General features: G+C 35.5%; 22 protein-coding genes and 1 tRNA gene. 10 read left to right on the top strand and 13 right to left on the bottom strand.

What is annotated here, in order from left to right; translation table 11 throughout:
- Positions 1-2: 2 nt before the first annotated feature.
- From ABLB96_RS13025 to ABLB96_RS13015, 3 genes are read right to left on the bottom strand one after another with little or no spacing between them, the layout of a single operon-like run.
- The gene (locus ABLB96_RS13025) at positions 3-1,415 is read right to left on the bottom strand and encodes an LLM class flavin-dependent oxidoreductase (RefSeq protein ID WP_348898027.1); all 1,413 of its coding nucleotides are present in this window, start codon (positions 1,413-1,415) and stop codon (positions 3-5) included.
- On the bottom strand, positions 1,415-2,638 hold the full coding sequence (locus ABLB96_RS13020) for an SfnB family sulfur acquisition oxidoreductase (protein ID WP_348898028.1): 1,224 nt from the start codon (positions 2,636-2,638) through the stop codon (positions 1,415-1,417). The genes ABLB96_RS13025 and ABLB96_RS13020 overlap by 1 nt, the downstream gene beginning before the upstream one ends.
- A gap of 12 nt (positions 2,639-2,650) precedes the next feature.
- Positions 2,651-3,886, bottom strand: a complete 1,236-nt coding sequence (locus ABLB96_RS13015; protein WP_348898029.1) for an SfnB family sulfur acquisition oxidoreductase — start codon at positions 3,884-3,886, stop codon at positions 2,651-2,653.
- Positions 3,887-4,230: 344 nt separating this feature from the next.
- Between ABLB96_RS13015 and ABLB96_RS13010 the strand changes: the two genes are divergently transcribed.
- The 6 genes from ABLB96_RS13010 to ABLB96_RS12985 all read left to right on the top strand — a co-directional run bounded on the left by ABLB96_RS13010 (position 4,231) and on the right by ABLB96_RS12985 (position 9,426).
- Entirely contained in the window at positions 4,231-4,995 is a 765-nt protein-coding gene (locus ABLB96_RS13010) for a glutathione S-transferase family protein (RefSeq protein WP_348898030.1), read from the top strand.
- 536 nt (positions 4,996-5,531) lie between these two features.
- A complete protein-coding gene (locus ABLB96_RS13005) occupies positions 5,532-6,425 on the top strand; it encodes an amino acid ABC transporter substrate-binding protein (protein WP_004709208.1) in 894 nt (297 codons plus the stop codon).
- A 93-nt stretch (positions 6,426-6,518) separates the two neighbouring features.
- Entirely contained in the window at positions 6,519-7,361 is an 843-nt protein-coding gene (locus ABLB96_RS13000) for an amino acid ABC transporter permease (protein ID WP_348898031.1), read from the top strand.
- A gap of 2 nt (positions 7,362-7,363) precedes the next feature.
- Positions 7,364-8,041 (top strand): amino acid ABC transporter permease, encoded by a 678-nt coding sequence (locus tag ABLB96_RS12995; protein ID WP_348898032.1) that lies wholly within the window; start codon positions 7,364-7,366, stop codon positions 8,039-8,041.
- A gap of 13 nt (positions 8,042-8,054) precedes the next feature.
- Positions 8,055-8,798 (top strand): amino acid ABC transporter ATP-binding protein, encoded by a 744-nt coding sequence (locus ABLB96_RS12990; RefSeq protein WP_309455624.1) that lies wholly within the window; start codon positions 8,055-8,057, stop codon positions 8,796-8,798.
- A gap of 157 nt (positions 8,799-8,955) precedes the next feature.
- Positions 8,956-9,426: an Lrp/AsnC family transcriptional regulator gene (locus tag ABLB96_RS12985; protein ID WP_348898033.1), complete on the top strand. Its 471-nt coding sequence runs from the start codon at positions 8,956-8,958 to the stop codon at positions 9,424-9,426.
- 43 nt (positions 9,427-9,469) lie between these two features.
- On the opposite strand, the gene ABLB96_RS12980 is transcribed toward ABLB96_RS12985, so the two are convergent.
- The 3 genes from ABLB96_RS12980 to ABLB96_RS12970 all read right to left on the bottom strand — a co-directional run bounded on the left by ABLB96_RS12980 (position 9,470) and on the right by ABLB96_RS12970 (position 11,648).
- Positions 9,470-10,219: a YebC/PmpR family DNA-binding transcriptional regulator gene (locus tag ABLB96_RS12980; protein WP_016141260.1), complete on the bottom strand. Its 750-nt coding sequence runs from the start codon at positions 10,217-10,219 to the stop codon at positions 9,470-9,472.
- 160 nt (positions 10,220-10,379) lie between these two features.
- Complete coding sequence (locus ABLB96_RS12975) at positions 10,380-10,925, bottom strand: 1-acyl-sn-glycerol-3-phosphate acyltransferase (RefSeq protein ID WP_348898034.1); 546 nt, start codon at positions 10,923-10,925, stop codon at positions 10,380-10,382.
- Between the two features lie 159 nt (positions 10,926-11,084).
- Positions 11,085-11,648 (bottom strand): TetR/AcrR family transcriptional regulator, encoded by a 564-nt coding sequence (locus tag ABLB96_RS12970; RefSeq protein WP_348898035.1) that lies wholly within the window; start codon positions 11,646-11,648, stop codon positions 11,085-11,087.
- A gap of 277 nt (positions 11,649-11,925) precedes the next feature.
- Between ABLB96_RS12970 and ABLB96_RS12965 the strand changes: the two genes are divergently transcribed.
- The gene (locus ABLB96_RS12965) at positions 11,926-12,789 is read left to right on the top strand and encodes a hypothetical protein (RefSeq protein ID WP_348898036.1); all 864 of its coding nucleotides are present in this window, start codon (positions 11,926-11,928) and stop codon (positions 12,787-12,789) included.
- Positions 12,790-12,983: 194 nt separating this feature from the next.
- Here ABLB96_RS12965 and ABLB96_RS12960 read toward each other — a convergent pair.
- Positions 12,984-13,060, bottom strand: a tRNA-Ile gene (locus tag ABLB96_RS12960).
- A gap of 158 nt (positions 13,061-13,218) precedes the next feature.
- Here ABLB96_RS12960 and ABLB96_RS12955 point away from each other — a divergent pair.
- Positions 13,219-14,430 carry an integrase family protein gene (locus ABLB96_RS12955; protein ID WP_348898037.1) on the top strand — a complete coding sequence of 404 codons (1,212 nt, stop codon included), beginning with the start codon at positions 13,219-13,221 and terminating at the stop codon, positions 14,428-14,430.
- Between the two features lie 595 nt (positions 14,431-15,025).
- On the opposite strand, the gene ABLB96_RS12950 is transcribed toward ABLB96_RS12955, so the two are convergent.
- Positions 15,026-15,925 carry a LysR family transcriptional regulator gene (locus tag ABLB96_RS12950; protein WP_348898038.1) on the bottom strand — a complete coding sequence of 300 codons (900 nt, stop codon included), beginning with the start codon at positions 15,923-15,925 and terminating at the stop codon, positions 15,026-15,028.
- Positions 15,926-16,014: 89 nt separating this feature from the next.
- Here ABLB96_RS12950 and ABLB96_RS12945 point away from each other — a divergent pair, with 89 nt between their 5' ends.
- Complete coding sequence (locus ABLB96_RS12945; protein WP_348898039.1) at positions 16,015-16,452, top strand: PACE efflux transporter; 438 nt, start codon at positions 16,015-16,017, stop codon at positions 16,450-16,452.
- Between the two features lie 60 nt (positions 16,453-16,512).
- On the opposite strand, the gene ABLB96_RS12940 is transcribed toward ABLB96_RS12945, so the two are convergent.
- The 3 genes from ABLB96_RS12940 to ABLB96_RS12930 form a co-directional block, all read right to left on the bottom strand.
- Positions 16,513-17,928, bottom strand: a complete 1,416-nt coding sequence (locus ABLB96_RS12940) for a cytosine permease (protein ID WP_348898040.1) — start codon at positions 17,926-17,928, stop codon at positions 16,513-16,515.
- Positions 17,929-18,178: 250 nt separating this feature from the next.
- A complete protein-coding gene (locus ABLB96_RS12935) occupies positions 18,179-18,643 on the bottom strand; it encodes a hypothetical protein (RefSeq protein WP_348898041.1) in 465 nt (154 codons plus the stop codon).
- A 113-nt stretch (positions 18,644-18,756) separates the two neighbouring features.
- The gene (locus tag ABLB96_RS12930; protein WP_348898042.1) at positions 18,757-19,686 is read right to left on the bottom strand and encodes a DMT family transporter; all 930 of its coding nucleotides are present in this window, start codon (positions 19,684-19,686) and stop codon (positions 18,757-18,759) included.
- 95 nt (positions 19,687-19,781) lie between these two features.
- Between ABLB96_RS12930 and ABLB96_RS12925 the strand changes: the two genes are divergently transcribed.
- Positions 19,782-20,633, top strand: coding sequence for a LysR family transcriptional regulator (locus ABLB96_RS12925; protein ID WP_348898043.1), 852 nt, complete (start codon positions 19,782-19,784; stop codon positions 20,631-20,633).
- 77 nt (positions 20,634-20,710) lie between these two features.
- On the opposite strand, the gene ABLB96_RS12920 is transcribed toward ABLB96_RS12925, so the two are convergent.
- Positions 20,711-21,337: a sterol desaturase family protein gene (locus tag ABLB96_RS12920; protein WP_348898044.1), complete on the bottom strand. Its 627-nt coding sequence runs from the start codon at positions 21,335-21,337 to the stop codon at positions 20,711-20,713.
- Between the two features lie 97 nt (positions 21,338-21,434).
- Positions 21,435-22,439: an AraC family transcriptional regulator gene (locus tag ABLB96_RS12915; protein ID WP_348898045.1), complete on the bottom strand. Its 1,005-nt coding sequence runs from the start codon at positions 22,437-22,439 to the stop codon at positions 21,435-21,437.
- Between the last annotated feature and the right edge of the window lie 259 nt (positions 22,440-22,698).

Here is a 22,698-nt window from a genome sequence, read left to right as displayed (position 1 = left end):
ATTTAAGCAGTTATTTCTTCAATTTTTGTTAAGTTTTTGCTGTTGTTATAGGGACTACATCGGAACGCTTGAACAGGGTGTTGTTCTGGTAATTGATCACCCCGATTAAAGATTTTGTTCCGTAGTGAACCTGTTTTATATGCAGTTTTATAGCGACCACGTTGTTGTAACTCAGGAATGACCAAGCGAATAAAGTCGTGGTGAGACTCAGGTGCAACAGTGCGGGTCAAATTAAAGCCATCAATATCAGTTTCATCTAAAAGATGAATTAAGTATTCAGCAACTTCTTCGCCATTACCCACGATAAGTGGATAACGACCACCTAGGACATGCTGAGCTTTTAAGTCGTTTTTCGTGATTTGTTGCTCTTTAAATTTTTCGGTAATCGAAACAATACTGTTACTTTTTTGATAAGGAATCGCTTCATCGTCGGCAAATTTACTTAAGTCGATGCCAGTTGAACTCGCATAATGCGCTAAGCCTGCTTCAGGACTTGCATACTGACGATATTCATTCAGTTTTTGTACAGCGAGATCATGTGTTTCGGCAACAACAACGGTTATACCGACAAAGACTTTAATGTCATCCGCTGAACGGCCTTGCTGTTCTGCAAGAGCACGAATCTTTTTCACTTGTTCACGTATTTTTTCGGGTTTGTCTCCACCAATAAATACACATTCAGCATGACGAGTCGCAAACTGCATACCCTTTGGTGATGCACCTGCTTGAAACAATGTTGGAGTGCGTTGCACAGAAGGAGACACCTGAAACACACCTTCACTTTGGTAATATTTTCCGTGGTGGTGAATGGTGTGAACTTTAGATGGATCTGTAAAAACACGCTGTACTTTATCTTTTTTTACTGCGTCGTTTTCCCATGAACCTTCCCAATATTTATAGCAAAGCTCTAAAAATTCTTCGGCTTGTTCATAGCGAGCATCGTGGTCTTTTAAACCTTTTTGACCAATTAAGCGTTCGGCACTGTCTAGATAACCTGTCACGATATTCCAGCCAATACGACCTTGAGTTAAATGGTCGAGACTCGCAAAGCGACGAGCAAACTGATACGGATGCTCATAGCTTAAGTTCACAGTGACCCCAAAACTTAAGTTTTGAGTGACTGCCGCCATAGCAGAAATGAGTGTAGATGGATCATGGCTCGGAAGCTGAATGGACTCTTTTAAAGTCAGATCAATACCGTTTTGATAGACATCATATACACCGGTAATATCGGCTATAAACAAGCCGTCAAATAAACCGCTTTCTAAGGTTTTTGCTTGTTCTGTCCAATAGCTGAGCTCATTAAAGCGGTGTGATTCATCACGTGGATGTGTCCATAAACCATGATTGATATGCCCAACACAATTCATATCAAAAGCATTGAGTAAAATTTCTTTCGCTTTAAATTCTGTCATTACAATGTCCCCCGACGAGGTGGTAGAACACCGTTAAGAACATAGTTCCCAATAAAGTAATACTTCCATCGTGCAGCATCATGCAGGGTATGTACACGTGCATTGCGCCAGAAACGGTCTAGGCCATCTTGTGACTGACTACCACGGCTTCCTGCGAGTTCAATCAGCTTAGATGACGCTTTTAGTGCTGTATCGCTACTATGCGCACGTACTTTAGCTACATCAATTGAAGCTTTAGCAATACTTTCAGGTGTGGTTTCAATTTTTGCGGCATCAATTGATTGGGCAGCTTGTTTTAATAAAACTTCACTTGCTCGTACATCTACAGCAATACGTCCTAACTCATAAATTGTTAAAGGATCTTGGTTGGCCGTTTCTACATTTGAATCGATCCATGGGCGAGCTTGATGTACTCTTTGTAAGCTTTCCTCAAAGGCTGCACGTGCAATACCTACTTCAATCGAGGCGTGCATAATTTGTGCAAAAGGGCCAACTAAGGTTGGTTGTAAAAATGCGATATCAAAAGGAATAACATCATCTGCATCGACAAAAACCTGATCAAATTTAACTGTACCGCTGCCTGTGGTTTTTTGACCAAAGCCAGACCAGTCATCTACAAGTTTTAGACCTTGTGAACCACTTTTTACAAACGCTAGATACTCTCGACCTACATCGTCCAAAACTAAAGTTGGAATACGATGAGCAAATAAACTTCCTGTGCAGTAAAACTTTTCACCCTGAATGAGATATCCATTTTCATGCGGACGGATATTGGTTTGTTTATGGGTTGAAGTTTTGGTTTTAAACTCGGCAAGTGCATTACCAAAGCGAGTACCATTTAATACTTCACCATATAAGCGTTGTTTTTGAGCTTCTGTGCCTGTATTACGTAACACTTCTAAAGCATAAAAATGGTTTTGTGGAATTTGTCCGATTGAACCATCTGCACCGCTTAAAAGAGCAATTACTTTAGCAACAGTATGACTTGAAACTTCAGCACCGCCATATTGTTTTGGTACTGTAATTGCCCAAAGACCAGATTGGCTCAAAGCATCAATTTCGGTATACGGTAAAATTCGCTTGGCATCTCGCTCAACTGCGGTTTTTTTAAATTGTTCGGCAAATTGTTTTGCAATTTCTAATGCTTCAGCATCATTTTGAATAATATGTGCTTGACCAGATGCCGAGGTTTGTTTGGTTTGAACTGATTGATATGAAGTCATGACAATTTCTCCTTAAATCCAGGCATGGCGGGCAGGGAAATGACTATTAAGGTAATAATTGCCAATGGCATGTAATTTCCAGCGAACAGGGTCGTGTAAGGTATGTACACGGGCATTTCGCCAATGTTGATCTAAATTATGTTGGCTTAAACTTGAACGACTTCCACCCAGTTCCAATAGTTTTTCAGAGATTTGTAGAGCCGCATCATTGGCATAGACTTTTGCTTCTGCGACCAAAATTGAAGCTTTTGCTACTTGCTCATCGGTCACATCTTGAAGTTGGTCAAGTTCATCTAAATATTCAGCAGCTTCATCAAGTAATAAAATTGCAGCATCGAGCAAAATATTTAACTTACCGACTTCTTGCAGGGTGTAATGTTCAAAGCTGGCTTTTTCAACATTTGCATCAATAATTGGACGGGCTTTATGAATAGTCGATAAGGTATCTTCAAAAGCGGCTTCTGCAATGCCGACATCAATTGCAACTTGTAATAATTGTGAATAGGCACCACGATATGTAGGTGCTTTAGTCAATAAGCGCTCATCAAAAATAAGTTCAGGATTAACTTCAACATGATTTAATTTAACTGTGCCGCTTGCAGTTGTACGCTGACCAAAGCCATTCCAGTCATTAATGACTTCAATACCTTGAGCGTCCGAATTCACAATCACTAAAACAATATGACCTTCGGGATGAACCGCTTTAATTGCAAGCCAATGCGCAAAACTTGTACCTGTCGAATAGAATTTTTCACCGTTTAGAATATATTTGCCATTTTCAATGGTAAGGGTAGTTTCTAATGTTTTTGAGTCATGCGTATTTCGCTCTGGGCCGCCGTTAGCAAGACGTTTACCTGCTAATATTTCTGAAAAGATAAATTGTTTTTGTTGTTCTGTGCCCATGATTTCGATCAGGTTTAGAAGGCTAATCTGATTTTGTGGAATCTGGCCAACATTGGCATCGCCCTTACTTAAAATACGGAAAACTTGAGCTAAGGTTTTATTGGAAACAAAAGCTCCGCCATATTTTTTTGCAATGCGAATTCCGCCTAAACCTTTTTGGCTAAAGCTTTCGATTTGCTCATGAGGTAGTAAGCGTTGTTGATCTCGTGTATTACGACCCTCTAAAGCAAAATCAGCCACTTGATAAGCAGCATTAATCGCTTGTTGATCATTTTGAATGACTTGGACGTATGCCGTCGTTTTAGATAGAGAATTAGACATAATGACACCTTGTATTGCTGTCATTACCTTACAAAAGAAATATTTTTCCACTAAACGAGGACTTATGCTCAGCTTATGAATAAAAGTGCAAAGCATTTTTTTTGATTTTTAAAGGATAAATAGAGATATAAAAAACCATTAAAAATCAATATTTTGATTGTTTGTGCTCTAAGGTGAATAACTGAAACAGTTTTAATATGAAAAAGAGCTATAAGTACGGTAAAAAAAGATATAAAAAATATAGACCTAATCAACAGCGAAAAATGAGCACAATATCCATTGTTTTCATTAAAAATAGCTTCTAAAGTATCTACTTACCGAAGACGATTTTGTACGAATAGTCAAATAAAAATAAATGTGGAGATTTTATGCGGGTTTTGTATCAGTTTCCTTTGTCTCACTATTGTGAAAAAGCTCGCTGGTTGTTAGACCATAAAGAACTTGATTATGTTGCTCATAATTTGATTCCTGGCTTTCATCGTGCATTTGCACAACTCAAAACAGGGCAAAATTTATTGCCCATTTTGAAAGATGATCATCGCTGGATTGCTGAATCAACTAAGATTGCACTTTATCTGGATGATACTTATCCGGAACATGCGCTTTTGCGCCGTGATGAACAGCTTAGACAACAAACACTTAAGATTGATAGTTTGGCAGATGAACTTGGTGTACATGTACGTCGTTGGGCACTTGCTCATACTTTAGCCCATGGAGACCATGCGTTAGAGATTATGATGGGTGAACAAGGTTACCTACGCCAGTTTGAAAAAATATCAAAACCTTTTCTCAAAACTTTAGTAAAGAAGAACTATAAGCTTCAAGAAGAGGTGGTGAGTGAGTCAAAAGAACGTATGGATGAACTCATTAATGAGTTAAACCATTACCTCATTGAAAACCAAGCTCGTTATATGGTGGGCGACAGGCTCAGTCTTGCTGATATTTCAGTCTGTTCTATGCTTGCACCACTATTAGAAGTGAAAGGTACGCCGTGGGAGCATGAAGAAGCAGAAGAGGTTTCTGAGGAATGGAGCAACTATCAAAAATATTTGCTTGATTTACCTCTTGGCCAATATGTTTTAAGAATATATCAAACTGAAAGAAACGCTCGGGTAGATTGGCGAGGAATTTAAACTATAGATTTTATAAAAGGCTCGAAGAAAATCGGGCCTTTTTCATTTTTTAGAAAATTTTTAATTACAAAAATATTACTATCAAATTATTAAATGATTTTTATTAAAACATTTATATATATTATTTAGACTCTCTATCTTGTTTTTATGGCCAATAACTCACCTTAATCTAACTATTTAATAACTTTCATTTTTGTTTTTGCAGAAAATCTAACTTTTCTAAAAACAGTTTTTAGAAAAATTTAAGATACTTTATTGTGCATGTGTTTACATTGTAATCAATAATTGCCACATTTAAGTGTAAATAGATGAGCTTAATAATAGACAGAAGATTAAAACATAGATTAAAGTAGAAACATGTGAGCAGTTTTAAAGGTATTAATTCTGCGAAACTGATAAATAATAAGTGAAGCAAATGGATGGAGTCCTGCTTGGAAAAGTTGGCTCGATAATTGCAATTTAATAATAAATCGCTCTATTTCTCTATAAGAATGATTCTTTAGGAAAATAGGGAGAATGATCATCAAGGAGTTCTTATGAAACGTTCTGCAACCTCTCTCATTGTTTCAACAATTATGCTTTGTACGGTTGGTGCTACTTCTCAAATACAGGCAGCAGATACATTAGCTAAAATTAAAAGTACTGGAAAAATTGTCATTGGTCACCGAGAGTCATCTGACCCAATTTCATATGTTGTTGGCGGTAAACCTGTAGGTTATGCAGTCGATATTTGTAACCAATTCGCAAATGACATTAAAAAAGAATTGAAAATGCCTGGTTTAAAAGTTGAATACAAGGCAGTGACTTCATCAACACGTATTCCTGAGCTTTTAGCCGGCAATATTGATATGGAATGTGGTACGACCACAAACTCTAAACAGCGTCAGCAGCAAGTTGGTTTCTCAACGAACTACTATGCAACAGAAGTACGCATGGCTGTTAAAGCAAATTCCGGCATTAAAAGTTTGGCCGATTTAAATGGTAAGGCAGTTGTTACTACCCAAGGTACAACATCTGACAAGTACATTAAAATGAATGAAAAAGGTCAGTCACTTAATGTACAAAACATTTATGGTAAAGACCATTCTGACTCATTTGCCATGATGGCATCTGGTCGAGCCGCAGCATTTGTAATGGATGACAATATCTTAGCTGGTTTAATTGCTAAGTCGTCTACACCAAAAGCATTTGCAATTGTAGGGCCAGTCCTTTCATCAGAACCTTATGGCATCATGATTGCAAAAGACGATCCGAAATTTAAAGCAATTGCAGACCGTACCGTAAATAATTTATGGAAAACAGGTCAGATGGATGCTTTGTATAAGAAATGGTTCTTATCGCCAATCCCACCAAAAAATACAAATTTGAACATGCAACCAAGTTCATCTTACAAAAAACTTAAAGCTCACCCAACAGATGCAGGAATCTAAGCAGATCCTTTTGTCCTAAATTTACTTGTGCAAATGTAAAGCTTCATTTGCACAAGTGGTCTATTTACTAAGATTTTCATTTAAGGGGCAAACATGTCAGTCGGCTCGCTAAACTGGACTATATTCTGTGCGGAGTCTAATGAATATGGTGTCGATAAGGCTGCATGGGCAGAATCAGTTTGTAAGGTTATTGGTAGTTCTAGCTACAATGCCTATTCTGAGGCGCCCACATGGTTACAAATGTTAGGCTCTGGTGTCTTTACTATGGTATGGACTGCCGTTGTAGCTTTTCTTATCGCATTTTTATTAGGTTCTCTCCTTGGGGTAATTCGTACTTTACCCAATAAACCACTCGCTTTTATCGGCAATTGCTATGTCGAAATATTCCGTAATATTCCTTTAATTGTACAGTTATTCTTCTGGGCCTTTGTATTTCCGGAGTTCTTACCAGATAGTTTAAGTGCCGGAAGTGGGGATGTTGTAGCAGGTGGATGGTGGAAAAACATTTTAAATCATCATCCTGCTGTCATTGGTGTTTTTGCTTTAGGCCTGTATACCGCAGCGCGTGTTTCTGAACACATAAGAGCGGGGATTAACACAGTTTCTAGCGGACAAAAATTCGCGGCTTCTGCAGTGGGCTTCACAACAGCGCAAAGCTATCGTTATGTGATTTTACCGGTTGCCTACCGTACAGTATGGCCAACGATTACTTCTGAGGCAATGAACGTCTTTAAAAACTCGGCAGTTTTATATGCCTTAAGTGTTTTAAATTTCTTTGCTTACACGAAAACGATGCGAGAAGAGACATCACAGGACATTATCATTCTTATTCTGTCTACACCTGTTTATTTAATCATTACCTATACAATTAAATTTGTGATGGCATGGATTGAAAAACGTATGGCTGTGCCAGGTTTAGGTTCAGGAGGAAAATAATTATGGATTTTTCTCTATTACATAATCCTGATGTTATTGCTGCATTAAAAGAAGGCTTTATCTTCACGTTGACTGTAACCGTGCTTGCAATGATGGGGGGAATCCTGATCGGAACTCCATTGGCAATGATGCGTTTATCTAATAACGCCATTGCAAGTAATTTTGCGAAGTTCTATGTAGACTTATTTCGCGGTATTCCGTTAATTCAGGTCATCTTTATTTTCTATTTTTTGTTGCCAAAAATATTTGAGTTTCAATCTGATATTTATTGGGGGCCATTATTTTCGAGTGTTGTAACTTTCGCTATTTTTGAAGCTGCCTTTTTCTCGGAAATTGTGCGTTCAGGCATTCAATCTATTTCAAAAGGTCAAGTTAATGCAGGCTATGCTTTAGGGTTTACCTATGGGCAATCTATGCGTTATGTGGTGTTACCACAGGCTTTCCGTAATATGCTCCCAGTATTACTCACTCAAACTATTATTCTATTTCAGGACGTGTCATTAGTTTATGTCATTAGTGCACCAGACTTTTTAGGGCGTGCAGATACATTGGCTAATACCTATGGACCTGAAACAAAAGCAACATTCTACTTAATCGTCGCTGTGGTGTATTTCTGTAGCTCGTTTGTGCTATCGCAATTAGTCAAACGTTTACAGAAAAAAATTGCCATCATTCGCTAATTGGAGATTTTAAATGCCAATGATAGACATCCAACATATCTCTAAATGGTATGGTGATTTTCAGGTTTTAACAGATTGCACGACGAGTATTGAAAAAGGTGATGTCGTTGTTGTTTGTGGACCATCTGGTTCAGGAAAGTCAACACTCATCAAAACTGTAAATGCTTTAGAACCTTTCCAACAAGGTGACATTATTGTTGATGGAGTTTCATTAAAAGATCCAAAGACAGATCTTGCCAAATTTCGTTCTCGTGTAGGGATGGTGTTCCAGCATTTTGAACTGTTTCCTCATATGACTGTGTTGGAAAATTTAACCATCGCACAAGTCAAAGTATTGAAGCGTTCAGTTGTTGAAGCACGCGAGAAGGGCCTTAAGTATTTAGAACGAGTTGGGTTACTTGCTCATAAAGATAAATTTCCAGGGCAACTCTCAGGTGGTCAGCAACAACGTGTTGCAATTGCACGCGGACTATCTATGGACCCAGTCTGTATGTTGTTTGATGAACCGACTTCGGCACTTGATCCGGAAATGGTAGGTGAAGTCCTTGAGGTGATGGTACAGCTCGCACATGAAGGCATGACGATGATGTGTGTTACACATGAAATGGGTTTTGCTAAACGGGTATCTAACCGTTTAATTTTCATGGATGAAGGAAAAATTCTTGAAGATTGTCCAACCAATGAATTTTTTGATAATTTAGAAGCTCGTCATGACCGTGCTAAATTGTTCTTGAAGAAAATTCAGGCTATGCATTAAACAATTTTTATAAAAAAAGAGCCTTCTTGGCTCTTTTTTTATGAAAATTAAATTTTGATCGGCTTTTAGTATCTTTATAAAACCATTGTATTTTCAATGCAGAGCTAAAGCTATAAGGTATACTGTCCTCATTGTAGAGTTTTGGCTGGAGCAAAGAATGGAGTTAGACCGTTTTGATAAACAAATTCTGGAAATTTTGTCTCATGAAGACCTGAATTTGAATGAGCTCTCAGAACGGATTAATCTTTCAGTTAGCTCAGTTCATCGCCGCATTAAGCACTTGATTGAAGCCAATATCATGGGGCAGCTTAAAAGAGAAATTAATTTTAGCAAATTAGGGTTTACCTTGCATATTTTGCTACAGGTCTCTTTAAGTAAACATGATAGTGAGACTTTTGATAAATTTCTTTCTGAAATTGAAGCCATTCCTGAAGTAACAAATGCTTTTTTGGTTACGGGTCAAAGTGCAGATTTTATTCTTGAATTAGTCGCACGTAATATGGACGATTACAGCGAAATTTTACTCAGACGTATTGGTAAAATTGACAATGTAGTTGCGCTACATTCAAGTTTTGTTATTAAAGAATACAAGGTTTTTAATTGTTATAACTTATTAAATAAACTATAAAAAAACGCACCATTTGGTGCGTTTTTTAATTCACATGTATGGTTTAAGCATCTAATTGAGCCAAAACTTCATCACTGAATTCAACGTTTGTATAAACGTTTTGTACGTCATCTAAATCTTCAAACATATCAATCATTTTGAGAATTTGTTTTGCTTGGTCGACATCTGTAATTTCAGCTTTGGTTGATGGACTCATCACAACTTCTGCGTTATCAGATTTTAAACCTGCAGCAGCAAGAGCATCTTGAACTTCACCAAAAGTTTCTGGTGAGGTAATTACTAAAATTTCATCTTCAGAAACTTCAATATCTTCTGCGCCCGCTTCTAAAGCAACTTCCATGATTTTATCTTCTAAAGAAACATCTTCAAAAGTAATTTCACCACGTTTAGTAAATAGATAAGACACAGAACCCGCAGTTCCTAGGTTACCATTTGTTTTACTAAAACAGTGACGTACATCTGGTACTGTACGGTTAAGATTGTCAGTCATTGTTTCAACAAGAACAGCAACCCCACCAACACCATAACCTTCGTAAGTTACTTCTTTTAAATCATCGTTATCTTCACCACCGGCACCACGTTGGATTGCACGGTTAATGGTATCTCTTGTCATGTTGACAGAAAGAGCTTTTTCGACAACAGCACGAAGGCGAGGGTTGCTAGCAGCATCTCCACCACCAAGTTTAGCAGCAGTCACAATTTCACGAATATATTTAGTAAAAACTTTACCGCGACTGGCATCTTGTTTCGCTTTACGATGCTTAATATTGGCCCATTTAGAATGACCCGCCATGGAAGTGACTCCAAAAATTAAAAAATGCAAAAGTGACAGAATATTAGCATAGCCAAGGTTTTCTTGAAAACCGTTGTCCTGCGTTTTGTTAGCCAATTAAAACGACTTAAAAGAGCTAAATTTAGATAAAAAAATAAGCTCAAAATCTTTAGCGAACCAACTAGCTAATTTTCACATCAATACCATATTGAGCATAAAGTTCTTTAATTGTTTCAAGGTCCTTTTGTAAATCTGAAGGATAAATCTTACCTAAAATACCGCCTTTTTTTGTTTTAGCATTTGCATACATAAGTACAATAGGAACATTTGCAGCTTTTGCAATATGCCAAAAGCCAGTACGGATAGGTTTGCGATCTGATCCATCTTTTGCGCGAGTTGCTTCGGGTGCAATCACTAAATTAAAAGTATCATTACTTTGAAATTTCTCGACCATTTGAGAAACAATATCTTTGCTTGCTTTACGGTCTACAGGAATGCCACCTAGCTTTTCAAGTATAGGTTTCATAGGGCCTTTGAAAAGCTCTTTTTTAATTAGCGTATGAATTTTTAAATCTAATATTTGAAACATAGCGATTGATAAGATTGCATCTAGGTTAGAAGTATGTTCGAACCCAATAATAACTTGTTTTTTCTCAAGAATTGTAGGATCTACATCATAGGTCCAGCCAACTGCTTTAAAGATTGAATTGCCTAAAAATTTTTTCATAGATATAGGGGAGACAATAAGGTTGCGGAATTCTAATATGAGTTCGCCTAAAAGGATAGAAAATTATCGTCGTGTTAAATTTTATTGATTCAACCTAAAAGTTAAATAAATTGTATATTTATTAATGTTATATTTTAACTCTTTTATGAAAAGATAAACCTATTCAGAAATTTCAGTTTTAATTAAATATTCAATGTATTGCCATTTTTTAACTGGATCAATTATATTTTTATCAATTGTTCCGTCAATAATAATTCCATCAATAATTGAGATGATGATATGCGTAAGAGGAGTAGGATCTTTAATATTTAATTCTAATAATAAATTGTTAAGTAAGTTTATGAGCCAAACAGTATATTCTTGAAATGGTTCACGGATTGAAGTGTATTGTTTAGATACTTCAACAAATGCCTTTTTAAATAGACAACCGTTAAAATTTTCACTATTAATCCAATCTATATACCAATTAAAAATTAAGTGTATTTTTTCAATAGGATCTGCATCTGGATGTAAATTTAGCTTTTCATAAATTGAATTTTGGATATTAATATTTCGGTGTTGCAGACATTCCATAATTAAACTTTCCTTTGAAGGGAAATATTTATAGAAAGTCATCTTAGCTACGTTTGATTCAGCAATAATTTTATCAATACCTGTAGCGTTATAACCAATTTGATTAAAAAGGTTTAAAGCAGTATTTATAATATCTTCTTTTTTTGACATTACCTTTCCATATAGTTAAAAATAATTATTGCTTGGTATAAATTTAAAATTTTTAATCAAAATGATCATAATCAAAAACATAAATTGATTCAAGTTAATATTTTAAAAATAATACATCTTATTTTTAAGTTTTTTTTAATATTCTATTTGATTTCGTATGATTTTAATTCTAATATGGATTTTAAAAGAAATGGGATTTATTTTTATTATAACCATTTGTTTTTAAAATAAAATATTGAAATTCACTATGCTTTAATAAGTTTAATGAGAATGGATTATGCCTAAAAAATTCGAGAACTTTAATAATCCTAGAAAAAAAGCACTTGCGGGGATGAAGCAAAGCATTTCAAATGAACTTTGGGATAAAAATCTTAATTTTTTAACTCAATTAAGAGCAAAGATTGGGAAACATCCTGTATCTCATCATCCTGCAATTGAAACTTTGAACAATGGAGAAGTTAATAAAGAACATTTAAAACGTATTCACTTAGAATATCGTCATGCAATTGTACAAACATTTACAGATGCTTTATTGATTGCTCAATATCAAACAAAGCAATTAGAGCCTAGATTGCATGCTGGAGCAAAAATGTTTCCACGTTTTCTTTTAAGCCTCAACATATTTGATGAGTTTGGGTTCAGGCCAGGAATCGATCGGGATGGTTATTACCAAGGTAATCCTGAATATGCACATTATCCATTATTTGAAGATGTACTTAATGACTTTGGCGTGACTGAGCAAGAGCGCTTGAACTATAAACCCACAGAAATTGCAGATCAGGTGAGGAAGTTTTTAGAAAACTCATATGATAACTATAAAGCTGTTTCAGCTTTATTGGCAGTCGCAGAAGAGGAAGTGATTCTATATAGCCCACCTTTACGAAAAGCAACGAGTGCTGTAGGAATAGATGTTGAAGGAGGAGGCTATTACCATGTTCATGGTATATCTGAAGATGAGACAGCTGAAGCAGCAGATGACGACCATGAGGAAGATCTTTGGTTCATTTTAATGCAAGCATGTACTGAAGACGACTACCGCAATTTAGAAAAATTATGTCTCGAATATTGTGATTTATGGGAAAAGTTTTGGGATGTTCAAATGGAAAACTCAAAATCCATGCCTAAACAGAATTTGGCTTAGAAATATATCAAATCCCTGAATTAAAAAATTATAATGATTAAAAATAAATGGACTGTTCAACAATATGGAAATAGCAAAAGATTTTTAAAGTTTAAATGAACATTTTTTAATAATCTTATAGAGATATTTAGCCATATATAGAAAGATCTGAAATGAAAGAACCCCAAAAACTGTAAGTTCTTGGGGTTCGAATTTGGTGGGCCCACACAGACTTGAACTGTGGACCAACGGATTATGAGTCCGCTGCTCTAACCAACTGAGCTATAGGCCCTATAAGTAAGAAAAGCTTTTAATCTCAAGGCTTTTCAGTGCTTGCAATACTAATCAATTTTTTTCTCAAACACAAGTATTTTTCAAAAGTACGCGTAGTAGACCTGAAAAAAATTTTGCTATATTGTTAATTACCACAAGCGGTAGGGATTCTAGCTTATGAGTACTTCACGAGTAAAGCTAACAAAGTCATTTATCGATCAACTCGAACTCATTCCTGCAATTTATCGAGATAGTGAGATTATTGGTTTTGCTCTTCGTGTGAATAATTCTTATAAAACGTATATTGTAGAAAAAAAAGTAAATGGTAGGGCAATTCGTTGTAAATTAGAGAACTATGAAAAAATTACGCTTGAAGATGCACGTATACTGGCAGAGCAGAAGTTAAAAGATTTGTCGGATACAAATTTTCTAAATATTAAAAGTACTTCGCTTAAAAAAAATGATCAACCAAATCTAAATGAAGCTTTTCATGCATATATAAATCATCACAAGTTAAAAGAAAGAACTTTAGCCGATTATAAAAAAGTGATAGAAAAATATTTAATAGACTGGGGTGAGGTTCAGCTCGTTAATCTTACTCAGCAAATGGTTGAAGATAAGTACATAGAGTTATCTAAAAGCAGCTACGCAACGGCTAATTTATGTATGCGTGTACTGCGAGCTATTTATAGTTTTTCAGTTAAGTATTATCAAAATAAAAAAAATGAAATAATTATACCTATGATGAATCCAGTGGCTTTTTTAAATTCGAAACACCTTTGGCATAAAGTTTCACCTCGAAAAAGCTATATCGATACTGAAAATTTGAAGAAATGGGTTCATGCAATAATTGAATATAATGAGAGAGGGCAAGAATATGAAACAAATAAAGATTTCTTATTGACGCTCATACTAACGGGGTTTTTTAGAACTGAATGTGAGTCGTTACGTTGGGAAAACATCGATCTAGGTAAAGGAACGCTGTCCTTTATAAATACTTATAATAATGAGGAATATATACTTTATATGGGAGATTTTCTTTGGAGTTTAATGAAAAAACGGAGAAAACAAATTAAAGGTGAGTGGGTATTCCCATCTATGAAATCTGAAACTGGGCATATTGTTAATATTTCAAAAGTTCGAAATAGAATTAATGAAAAGAGTCATATCGCTTTTACTTTTCAAGACTTACGTAAAACTTTTAATTTTGTTGCAAATAACTTAAGTGATGAACCGTTATTTATAAAAAAAACCAATGAAAAGAAAGCAATATTAGATGTTAAGAAAGTTATTGAGCATCAGGAAGTACGCCATAAAATGAATAAAATTGAGCAAGAAATTCTGGGTTCCTATAGAGATCAACTCATCGCAGAAATGAAGAATAACTAATAAAAATTTCACTTTTAGAAACGAAGAATAAGCATTTCAAGAGCTTTTAAAATTAGGATAAGTTTAAAGTAAGTTTTGTTGATAAAACAAAGAATGAATATTCCTTCACATTTTTTACAACTATTTGTAATTCATGAATTTTATACTTGACTAAAACACTTGGAATTTATACATTAATAAAGTATTTTTTGATAATTATTATTATTGCTTAGTCCTGAAATACAGTAAGAAGCCTATTCCCTATGAATAGGCTTTTTGCTTTGTGGTAGGTGATAGTACAAAACTAAATTGCTTAAAAAGTAGTCGCATAAAGCAAATATATTCTTAGCTATATTTTTAATAAATTGAAAAGGATTGACACGTAATTTTTCATTATGAACAAAAATGATTTATATAGTAGCCAAAGTGAAACATGTCTTGATGCTAAGTTTAATTTTCACTAAACGAGGCATAGGAGTGTCATCATGTTAAAAGCAATGTTTTTCTTTAGCGCAGGTGCAATGTTTGGTTATTGTTATAAGCACAATAATGATAAAGCCGTAGAGGATAATAAATCTAAATAAGCACCCCAAAAACCGTCTGAATGGCGGTTTTTTTAGACATGTGGATCAGATAAACTTGCTTGAATAATTTGAACAAGCTCTCTAGCTGCTTTTGATAGAGGCTTATCTTGAAGCCAAATCAGATAGATAGATAGTGGTAGATGGTTTTTGGTATTTTTAAAATCGAGTTGAACTAAATGTCCTTGTTCAATTTTGTCTTTCACTAAAGATAACGGAAAATTCCCCCAACCTAAACCAGCTTCGACCATATTAATTGCTGTTTGTAAACTATTGGTTTTCCAATACATTGCTCCAACAATTGAACGTGCATCTTGCATTTCTAATTCACTACTTGAAACTACAATTTGCCGAATATTAATTAACTCTTCAATAAAGAATTTCCTATTTTTTTGTTTTAAAAGTGCATGTTGAGCTGAAATTGTAGCAACCACAGTTTCCGTCATTACCAATTGTAAGCTTTCACGCATTTTGATATTGAGATTTGAGCCCGCCAGACAAAGACTAATCTTTTCTGTATAGAGCAAATTAAGAATATCATCTTGAGGCGCTGTAATAATCTCTATATTAAGTAAAGGAAATTTATCAGCCAGTTTTTTTATTGCTTGAAAAAGTAAATCAGTATTCGCATCTGAAACAACACCAATTTTTAGCTTACTTTCAAGCCCTAAGGAGAGTTCATATGCATGTGTGCCTAATAGCCTAAGTTGTTCTGCAATAATTCGTGCTTGAGGTTCTAAGGCTAAAGCTGCCGAGGTAGGGATGACTTTGCGGTGTGTGCGCTCAAATAAGGGATAGCCTAGTTCTGCTTCAATATTGGCAACGGCCATACTGACTGCCGAAGGGACACGATTTAACTTACGAGCGGCTGCCGAGAAAGATCCAGTATCTAATACAGTTAGAAAAAGCTCGATATTTTCACTATTAAAATTCATTTTGGTATCAGTGGAACTGAAAGCAGTTAACTTTATATGTGATTTTAACTGAAACTAAAATAAAAAGAAGTAAGTAAAGTTGATTAGTTATGCAAGGTATAAAGCGTCGTATAGTCTATGTTTCATCATATGAAATTATTGGCATGGTCATTTCATCAGTCGGTTTGGCACTTTTGGCTGGAGACAGTGTAGAGCACACTGGACCACTTTCAGTCATGATTACCACCATTGCGGTTACATGGAATTTTATCTATAACATCCTGTATGAAAAGTGGGAAGCTCGCCAAGAAAATAAGGTGCGCACTGTTAAACGAAGAATTGTGCATGCGATCGGCTTTCAAATTACATTAGTCATGTTCTTAATTCCGCTTATTGCTTGGTGGATGAATATTTCTCTGATTGCTGCATTCTGGCTAGATGTTGCATTTATTATTATCATTCCAATTTATACATTTATATTTAACTGGACATTCGATAAATTATTTGGACTGCCGCTGTCTGCACAAAATCAGACTGTTCAAGAGTAAAGACTGTTTTAACGAGATATCAAAGCTATATTTATGAGGCTTTGATATCTCAATTTAAAATTATTTGATTCGTTCAAGCTCAAGGTTTTTTGAAACCTTTATTTGAGCCCTTTTGGCTAACACATAATATAAAAGTGCAGTCGATAGCAAACCGACTAGCCAAGATAAATCAACTCCACCTAGCATTTGAGCAACTTGACCTTTATAGAATTTGCTATCAATAAAAGGTAATTGAAGTAAAATCCCAATAAAATAACAAGCAATACCAATCGTGTTCCAGCGACCATATTTACCATTTGGGTCGTATAGTGCCTCTACCTCACATTCTTCTTTAGAAATAAAATAGTAATCAACTAAATTAATTGCACTCCATGGAATAAAGAAAGTGAGAAGAAATAGAATAAAAGCTTTAAATGCACTTAAAAATGTATGTTCACCGACAACTGCAATAAATGTCGAGATGAGAACCATGACAAGAACAATAGAAAGACGGGTTAATTTGGAAATCTGTCCGGTTGGCTTAAAACTGTTCCAAATAGTGGCAATACACATAAAATTGCCATAAGCATTGAGTGTAGATAAAGTGACCTTTCCAAATGCAATACTAAAATATAAAAAAGTGATTACAAGAGCAATTGGATTCATACCTACGACATACTGAACTTCATTTCCAACAAAACTCCCGTTTGATACTTGAGCAATGAATACACCTAGCATCATAGAAATTTGTGAACCTACTAAAGACCCCAAACCAACTGCCCAAAACACCCGAGTTGAAGAGGTTTTTGTAGGAAGATAGCGGGAGTAATCTGCAACATAAGGACCAAATGAGATTTGCCAAGATGCAGAAAGAGATACAGCTAATAAAAATGATGACCAGCTGAAATGACGTACCGCGAGTAATTCTGAAAAATTAGAGAGAGCTAAAATTTGAGTAAGAATGATAATAAATGCAATTAAACCGATAATACTCGCGACTTTTCCTACCCAGTGAATTAATCGATAGCCAATCGTTGCAAATATAATAATAAAACAAGCATAAATTAAAATACCTGCTGTATTACTCACTTGTACAAGGTGGGCAAGTGCTTTACCAGCTAGGACTTCACCCGTAGCGGTAAAACCAATATACATAAGACAAACGAGAATAATTGGAATACATGCGCCATAGACTCCAAATTGCACTCGACTCGAAATCATTTGGGGAAGGCCAAGTTTTGGTCCCTGAGCTGCATGTAAAGCCATAACAGCGGCACCAAAGCATTGACCAATGAATAGTCCAATGATCGACCAAAATACATCCCCACCTAAGACAACGGCCAATGCACCAGTCACAATAGCTGTAATTTGTAAATTGGCACCAAACCAAAGTGTAAATTGGGCGAATATACTGCCGTGTCTTTCATTTTCTGGAATGAAGTCAATACTTCGGTTCTCAACAAACCCACTTTTCGATTTCCCAGTTGATGAGTCCATGTCACTCTCCTTATCCTTTAAGAGCTTATCTTTTATTAGAATCCATTTTGTATAAACAAATACAAACATGTATATACAAGTTATTTAAAAAAGAAGCAATGGGTTTGCTTAAATCATTGCTATAAAATTTTGGGCTTATAAATTGAGATGTGCTAAAAAACTAGAACAGAGTTATGAGGTTTTTTATAAAGATGAGTGTGTTTAAGCCGTAAAAGAAGTTAATAAAAAGCCCTCTAGTGAGGGCTGATTTTCAAACTTCGGCATTAAGAATAGCTTGAAAAAATGCAGGTAATTCCGAAAATTGAACTAGTTGAGTTTTGTCTTCATGTTTGTAGTAGTACTGATAATGTGGTGTTTCTAAAGCGTTATCGAGGTATTGAGTTGCATCGGAGAATTGAGCTTTTGCAACGGCTTTATCTTTCTTAAATTTGACAATAATTGGGTTAACAGAGTTCAGTTTGACGGGTACACCATTTTCAAATTTGGCAGTTTCAATTAATAAAGATATTTTAAAATCACCAAATACGACACAAAACTGACCTCCATTCTCGGTTTTAATTTCTCGATCATGAAAAAGCTCTTTAAATAAATTTTTTAAAGATTCTCGATGCTTGTCTAAGGCTAACTGAAAATCATGATCTTGTTGCTCTAGTTTCTCTTGCTCTTCTTTTAGCAATTTCGCTTGCTTTTCGATTGTTGTGAAATCCAAATTCATCTTAATTTCTCCTTGTTGTGTTTTAAAACTATATATGGCAACCATTTGTTAAGTTTTAAAGAAACATACATTGTTTGTTACAACGCAATAATTAAGATGAATTTGTGTGATCATTATTTAGTGCAAGGGGTGGTAATAAGTGTAGGGCGCTTGATTCGAATAAAACCTCCACTACACATAACGCCTAACATCACTAAAGCAGTCCCTATAAGTTGCCAAACATTTAATGTTTGACCAGCCAATAGTGCAACTAACATACTAAAAACTGGAACAAAGTTAAAAAAGATTGATGCTCGGCTTGCACCTAATTTTTGAATACCATTAAACCAAAATAAGTAAGCAATCATGGTAGAGCAAATAATGACATACCCCATAGCTAGATGCGCTGTAATAGGGGCCATCGATATAGCTTTAAAAGGATGTTCAAAGATTAAACTTAAGATAATTAAAGTTACTGCACCGAACATCATAGAAAAAGTGGTCGTTTCTAAAGGAGTTGCATTCTTTACATAAAGGCGTGATAGCACATTAGCTAAGCAAAAACTAATACCACCCAATAAAATAAATAGATCACCAATTGCTATTTTTAAATGCAATAGAGTTGAAATATGACCATGACTAATAACAAAGAGTACACCACTTAACCCAAAGATGACGCCAATCGCCTTAGGAAGAGTTAGTTTTTCACCATCAAGTAAAATGGCTAACAGTAAAGTGATCAATGGGGTAGTTGCCATGATTAAAGCACCATTAACCGCCGATGTGGTTTGTAAGCCATAGAAACAACCTATATTAAAACCAGCAATCCCTATAACTCCAATAAGCAAATAGATAAATAAATTCTGCCGTAAAGCCGCCCAACGTAATTTCCCCATGATTGAAAAAACAATAAATAGGCCAATACTTGCAATTGTAAAACGTTCAGCCGCTGCTGAAAGCGGAGGCATGTGTTGGATAATATAAGACATAGCATTAAATGCTGAGCCCCAAAACAGCATTGTGACCACAACACCGATGTAGGCATAGATCATTGTTTTATTCATGATTGGGCTCCGAAAAAAGAATGTCTTTATTTTGAATAATCACTTAAAGGTGTACAATTCCATATTAATTCATCTCTGATGTGAAAATTTGCACAATGATTGATTGGGAAAATCTACATTACTTTTCAGTTTTTACTGAAGAGAAATCACTCTCAGCTGCGGCAAGAAAATTAGGCGTAGACCATGCCACTGTTGCAAGAAGAATCGCGCAGTTAGAACATAATTTAAAATTAAAGTTAGTTGATCGCAGGCCACGTACCTACATACTTACTCCAGATGGAGAGCGGCTTGCCCAAGTTGTAGCTCGTATGATGGAAGAAACGTTTTCCATTGAGCGACTTGCTCAGGCTGGACAGCAGGAGGTTGCGGGTACTGTTTCTATTAGTATGCCTCCATTAACGGCTGCTCATTTAATCATGCCTCATCTTGGAAAATTTTATCGACATTACCCACAGTTAAAATTGCGTGTACTGGGAGATGTCCATTATGTATCTTTACAGCATAGTGAAGCTGATATTGCTGTACGGTTTGGCAGACCTAAAGATGAATATTTAGTTGCTCGTAAAGTTGGGGAAATTCCGTTTGGAATATATGCTGCACCAAATTATTTAGCTTCAACAGATCAAGAAAATTATGAGTGGATTAGTGCGGAGGTTGGGGGAGTACATGGGCAGAAACAACAAAAATTAAAAGAAAGATTAAATAATAAAGCGCCAATAATGGTTACTAATCATCCTGAATTGCAGTGGAGAGCTACATGCGGTGAAGTAGGTTTAGCTGTATTACCTGATTTTTTAGGAGGACTTGGCAACTTGGTGAGACTTCCGGATGATCAACCGATGAGTGCAGAAATCTGGTTGGTAACACATGAGGATTTAAGGCATAGTCCGGCTGTACGCGTAGTAATGGATTTTCTTATGGGTTGTTTTGAGTCTTTTAGAGTCTAGCTTTTTTGAATTAAAAACGAACTTATATCAGTCTAAAAGCTGCTAGGGTTTAGCAGCTTATCCAAGTCGATAAATATTTAATCTAGACTTACCTCTATCCCTTTACGTAAATTAGATTGGTCCCGATCAGAATTTAAATCAATTTTAGTATACGCTTTGGCAAGTATGCTTCGGGCAACAAAATTAATCGGTTTCTCTATCAACCTTGGTAATTTGATACCTAAAGGGTTGGTTTCAGTTTGAGACATTTCAGTTGTTACCCTTGTTCCCATAATGTAGTCAAACCAAGGTTTGGTAACGCACCAGTTAGCATTCTGATTGCTGGTCATGTGATGATCGTAATGCCAAGGAATCCGCTTTTTTGCATATTCTGGGTCTAAATGGGACTTTGAATGTACACGCCAGTAATTCCATATTCCGTAATAAAGCCCAGCCGTAAAAAAAGGGGCAACTGGTAAAAAAATAGTAGCGGCTCCAGCTAATCCGAGTAATGCTGTTTTTTCATTATACATTTCGGCATTCTTAAACATTGATTCAGCATAACCCTCATCTTGAAAGCCATTTAAACGAGCGCGTTTATGATGTGCGATATGGGTAAAAAATGGACTATTACGATACTGACTCGGATATTCATGTAGCCAAACCTTATGAAAATACCATTCAAGACCATTAGCGACGAAAATACCTACAGGGAGTCCAAGCATAATAGTGACTTCTCATGAATTACAATTTAAAGTCATTCTAAAAGAAGAAACTTCGATCTCTTTGACCGAATAGGCAATACAATCATTGCCTTTAGAATCAATTTGACTCTTTTTGTTTGCGTTGTCGGTAAGCACTTGGAGTTTCATTTGTCCAACGCTTAAAAGCTCTTGTAAAGGCTGAAGGTTCAGAGAAGCCAGTTAAATAGACAATCTGATCAATAGTTTCTTGAGTATTTGCGAGTAACTTTCTCGCTAGCTTTTCTCGGTAGTGATTTAAAATTTGCTCATAAGTCGTATTAATGGCGTGTAAATCAGCACGAAGTGTTCGAGGATTTCGATTTAACTGCTCAGCAATAAAATTTTGGTCAAATTGACCAGACTCAAGAAGCCCATTTCCAAGCAAACGTTCTATTGCGTCGATCAATTGATGTTTTTCTAAATTTATTAATTGTTGCTCAGCAATATTTTCATGGACTCTCAGTAATTCTGGTTCAGCGGCAGGTGAGGCTTGAGTTAAAAGAGTACTAGAAAAAATGATAGATCCTGATGGTTGGCCTAAAACTACAGGACATTGCCAAATTTCTGTATAAGTTTCAGGTGCAGCTCCATTTGGAAAAGTTAAATGAATTTCTATGGGGCTAAAATGGTTATGAGTAATATATTTAAAAAAACTGATAAATATACCTATTGCTGCTTCTAGATAGTGTCTTACTGGGTGATCAAAGCCCGATAAAATAGCTTTATCTTGCTCAACTGTAAGTGAAAGGTTAAAGACGTCTGTAAGTAGAGCTTGATATTTTAATGCTCTTTTTAAACCATCGCCAAACGTAGGGCTACTTAAGAAAAGATATTCAATAACCAACCCTCTAAAGGTAGGCATTTGATTCCCAACATGTAAGCCTATATCTTTATTTTTACTAATTTTTTCGGCTGCTGTCCAAAATCGATTTTGTGTTGAATTATCGCGGCGAACATTTTTATCTGGAGGCTGATTGGGCAAATTAACACTAGCAAAAATAGATGCAGCATCTAAACCCATATTCTGCATTGTTTGATAAGTCATCCATAAAAAGATGCCCGCATCCGAGGATTTTCTAGACATACTTTAAAGTTAATCCTTTTTATTTAAATTAATTTTAGACGTATTCAATCACTCTTTTGTACTTCTGGCTATCAGGTTACTTAACGTATTGATCATTCAGGAAAATAGCCTGCATCTTCCCGACCTTGTTTTAGGGCTAAAATAAAGCATATTAAAAAAAGTAAACCAATAAAAAATAAGAAAAAATCTAAATGACTAATACCAAAACCAATTGCCGAGGCCCCTAAACTTAATAATAAAATCTCTGTACACGACAAAT

It is taken from the genome of Acinetobacter sp. XH1741, assembly GCF_041021895.1.
Taxonomy (GTDB): Bacteria; Pseudomonadota; Gammaproteobacteria; order Pseudomonadales; family Moraxellaceae; genus Acinetobacter.
This window is presented reverse-complemented; position numbering and strand designations above follow the sequence as displayed.

Excerpts from the sequence above, each read along its gene's own strand:
- ABLB96_RS13025 (WP_348898027.1), bottom strand. The coding sequence starts at position 1,415 with ATGACAGAATTTAAAGCGAAAGAAATTTTACTCAATGCTTTTGATATG.
- ABLB96_RS13020 (WP_348898028.1), bottom strand. The coding sequence starts at position 2,638 with ATGACTTCATATCAATCAGTTCAAACCAAACAAACCTCGGCATCTGGT.
- ABLB96_RS13015 (WP_348898029.1), bottom strand. The coding sequence starts at position 3,886 with ATGACAGCAATACAAGGTGTCATTATGTCTAATTCTCTATCTAAAACG.
- ABLB96_RS13010 (WP_348898030.1), top strand. The coding sequence starts at position 4,231 with ATGCGGGTTTTGTATCAGTTTCCTTTGTCTCACTATTGTGAAAAAGCT.
- ABLB96_RS13005 (WP_004709208.1), top strand. The coding sequence starts at position 5,532 with ATGAAACGTTCTGCAACCTCTCTCATTGTTTCAACAATTATGCTTTGT.
- ABLB96_RS13000 (WP_348898031.1), top strand. The coding sequence starts at position 6,519 with ATGTCAGTCGGCTCGCTAAACTGGACTATATTCTGTGCGGAGTCTAAT.
- ABLB96_RS12995 (WP_348898032.1), top strand. The coding sequence starts at position 7,364 with ATGGATTTTTCTCTATTACATAATCCTGATGTTATTGCTGCATTAAAA.
- ABLB96_RS12990 (WP_309455624.1), top strand. The coding sequence starts at position 8,055 with ATGCCAATGATAGACATCCAACATATCTCTAAATGGTATGGTGATTTT.
- ABLB96_RS12985 (WP_348898033.1), top strand. The coding sequence starts at position 8,956 with ATGGAGTTAGACCGTTTTGATAAACAAATTCTGGAAATTTTGTCTCAT.
- ABLB96_RS12980 (WP_016141260.1), bottom strand. The coding sequence starts at position 10,219 with ATGGCGGGTCATTCTAAATGGGCCAATATTAAGCATCGTAAAGCGAAA.
- ABLB96_RS12975 (WP_348898034.1), bottom strand. The coding sequence starts at position 10,925 with ATGAAAAAATTTTTAGGCAATTCAATCTTTAAAGCAGTTGGCTGGACC.
- ABLB96_RS12970 (WP_348898035.1), bottom strand. The coding sequence starts at position 11,648 with ATGTCAAAAAAAGAAGATATTATAAATACTGCTTTAAACCTTTTTAAT.
- ABLB96_RS12965 (WP_348898036.1), top strand. The coding sequence starts at position 11,926 with ATGCCTAAAAAATTCGAGAACTTTAATAATCCTAGAAAAAAAGCACTT.
- ABLB96_RS12955 (WP_348898037.1), top strand. The coding sequence starts at position 13,219 with ATGAGTACTTCACGAGTAAAGCTAACAAAGTCATTTATCGATCAACTC.
- ABLB96_RS12950 (WP_348898038.1), bottom strand. The coding sequence starts at position 15,925 with ATGAATTTTAATAGTGAAAATATCGAGCTTTTTCTAACTGTATTAGAT.
- ABLB96_RS12945 (WP_348898039.1), top strand. The coding sequence starts at position 16,015 with ATGCAAGGTATAAAGCGTCGTATAGTCTATGTTTCATCATATGAAATT.
- ABLB96_RS12940 (WP_348898040.1), bottom strand. The coding sequence starts at position 17,928 with ATGGACTCATCAACTGGGAAATCGAAAAGTGGGTTTGTTGAGAACCGA.
- ABLB96_RS12935 (WP_348898041.1), bottom strand. The coding sequence starts at position 18,643 with ATGAATTTGGATTTCACAACAATCGAAAAGCAAGCGAAATTGCTAAAA.
- ABLB96_RS12930 (WP_348898042.1), bottom strand. The coding sequence starts at position 19,686 with ATGAATAAAACAATGATCTATGCCTACATCGGTGTTGTGGTCACAATG.
- ABLB96_RS12925 (WP_348898043.1), top strand. The coding sequence starts at position 19,782 with ATGATTGATTGGGAAAATCTACATTACTTTTCAGTTTTTACTGAAGAG.
- ABLB96_RS12920 (WP_348898044.1), bottom strand. The coding sequence starts at position 21,337 with ATGCTTGGACTCCCTGTAGGTATTTTCGTCGCTAATGGTCTTGAATGG.
- ABLB96_RS12915 (WP_348898045.1), bottom strand. The coding sequence starts at position 22,439 with ATGTCTAGAAAATCCTCGGATGCGGGCATCTTTTTATGGATGACTTAT.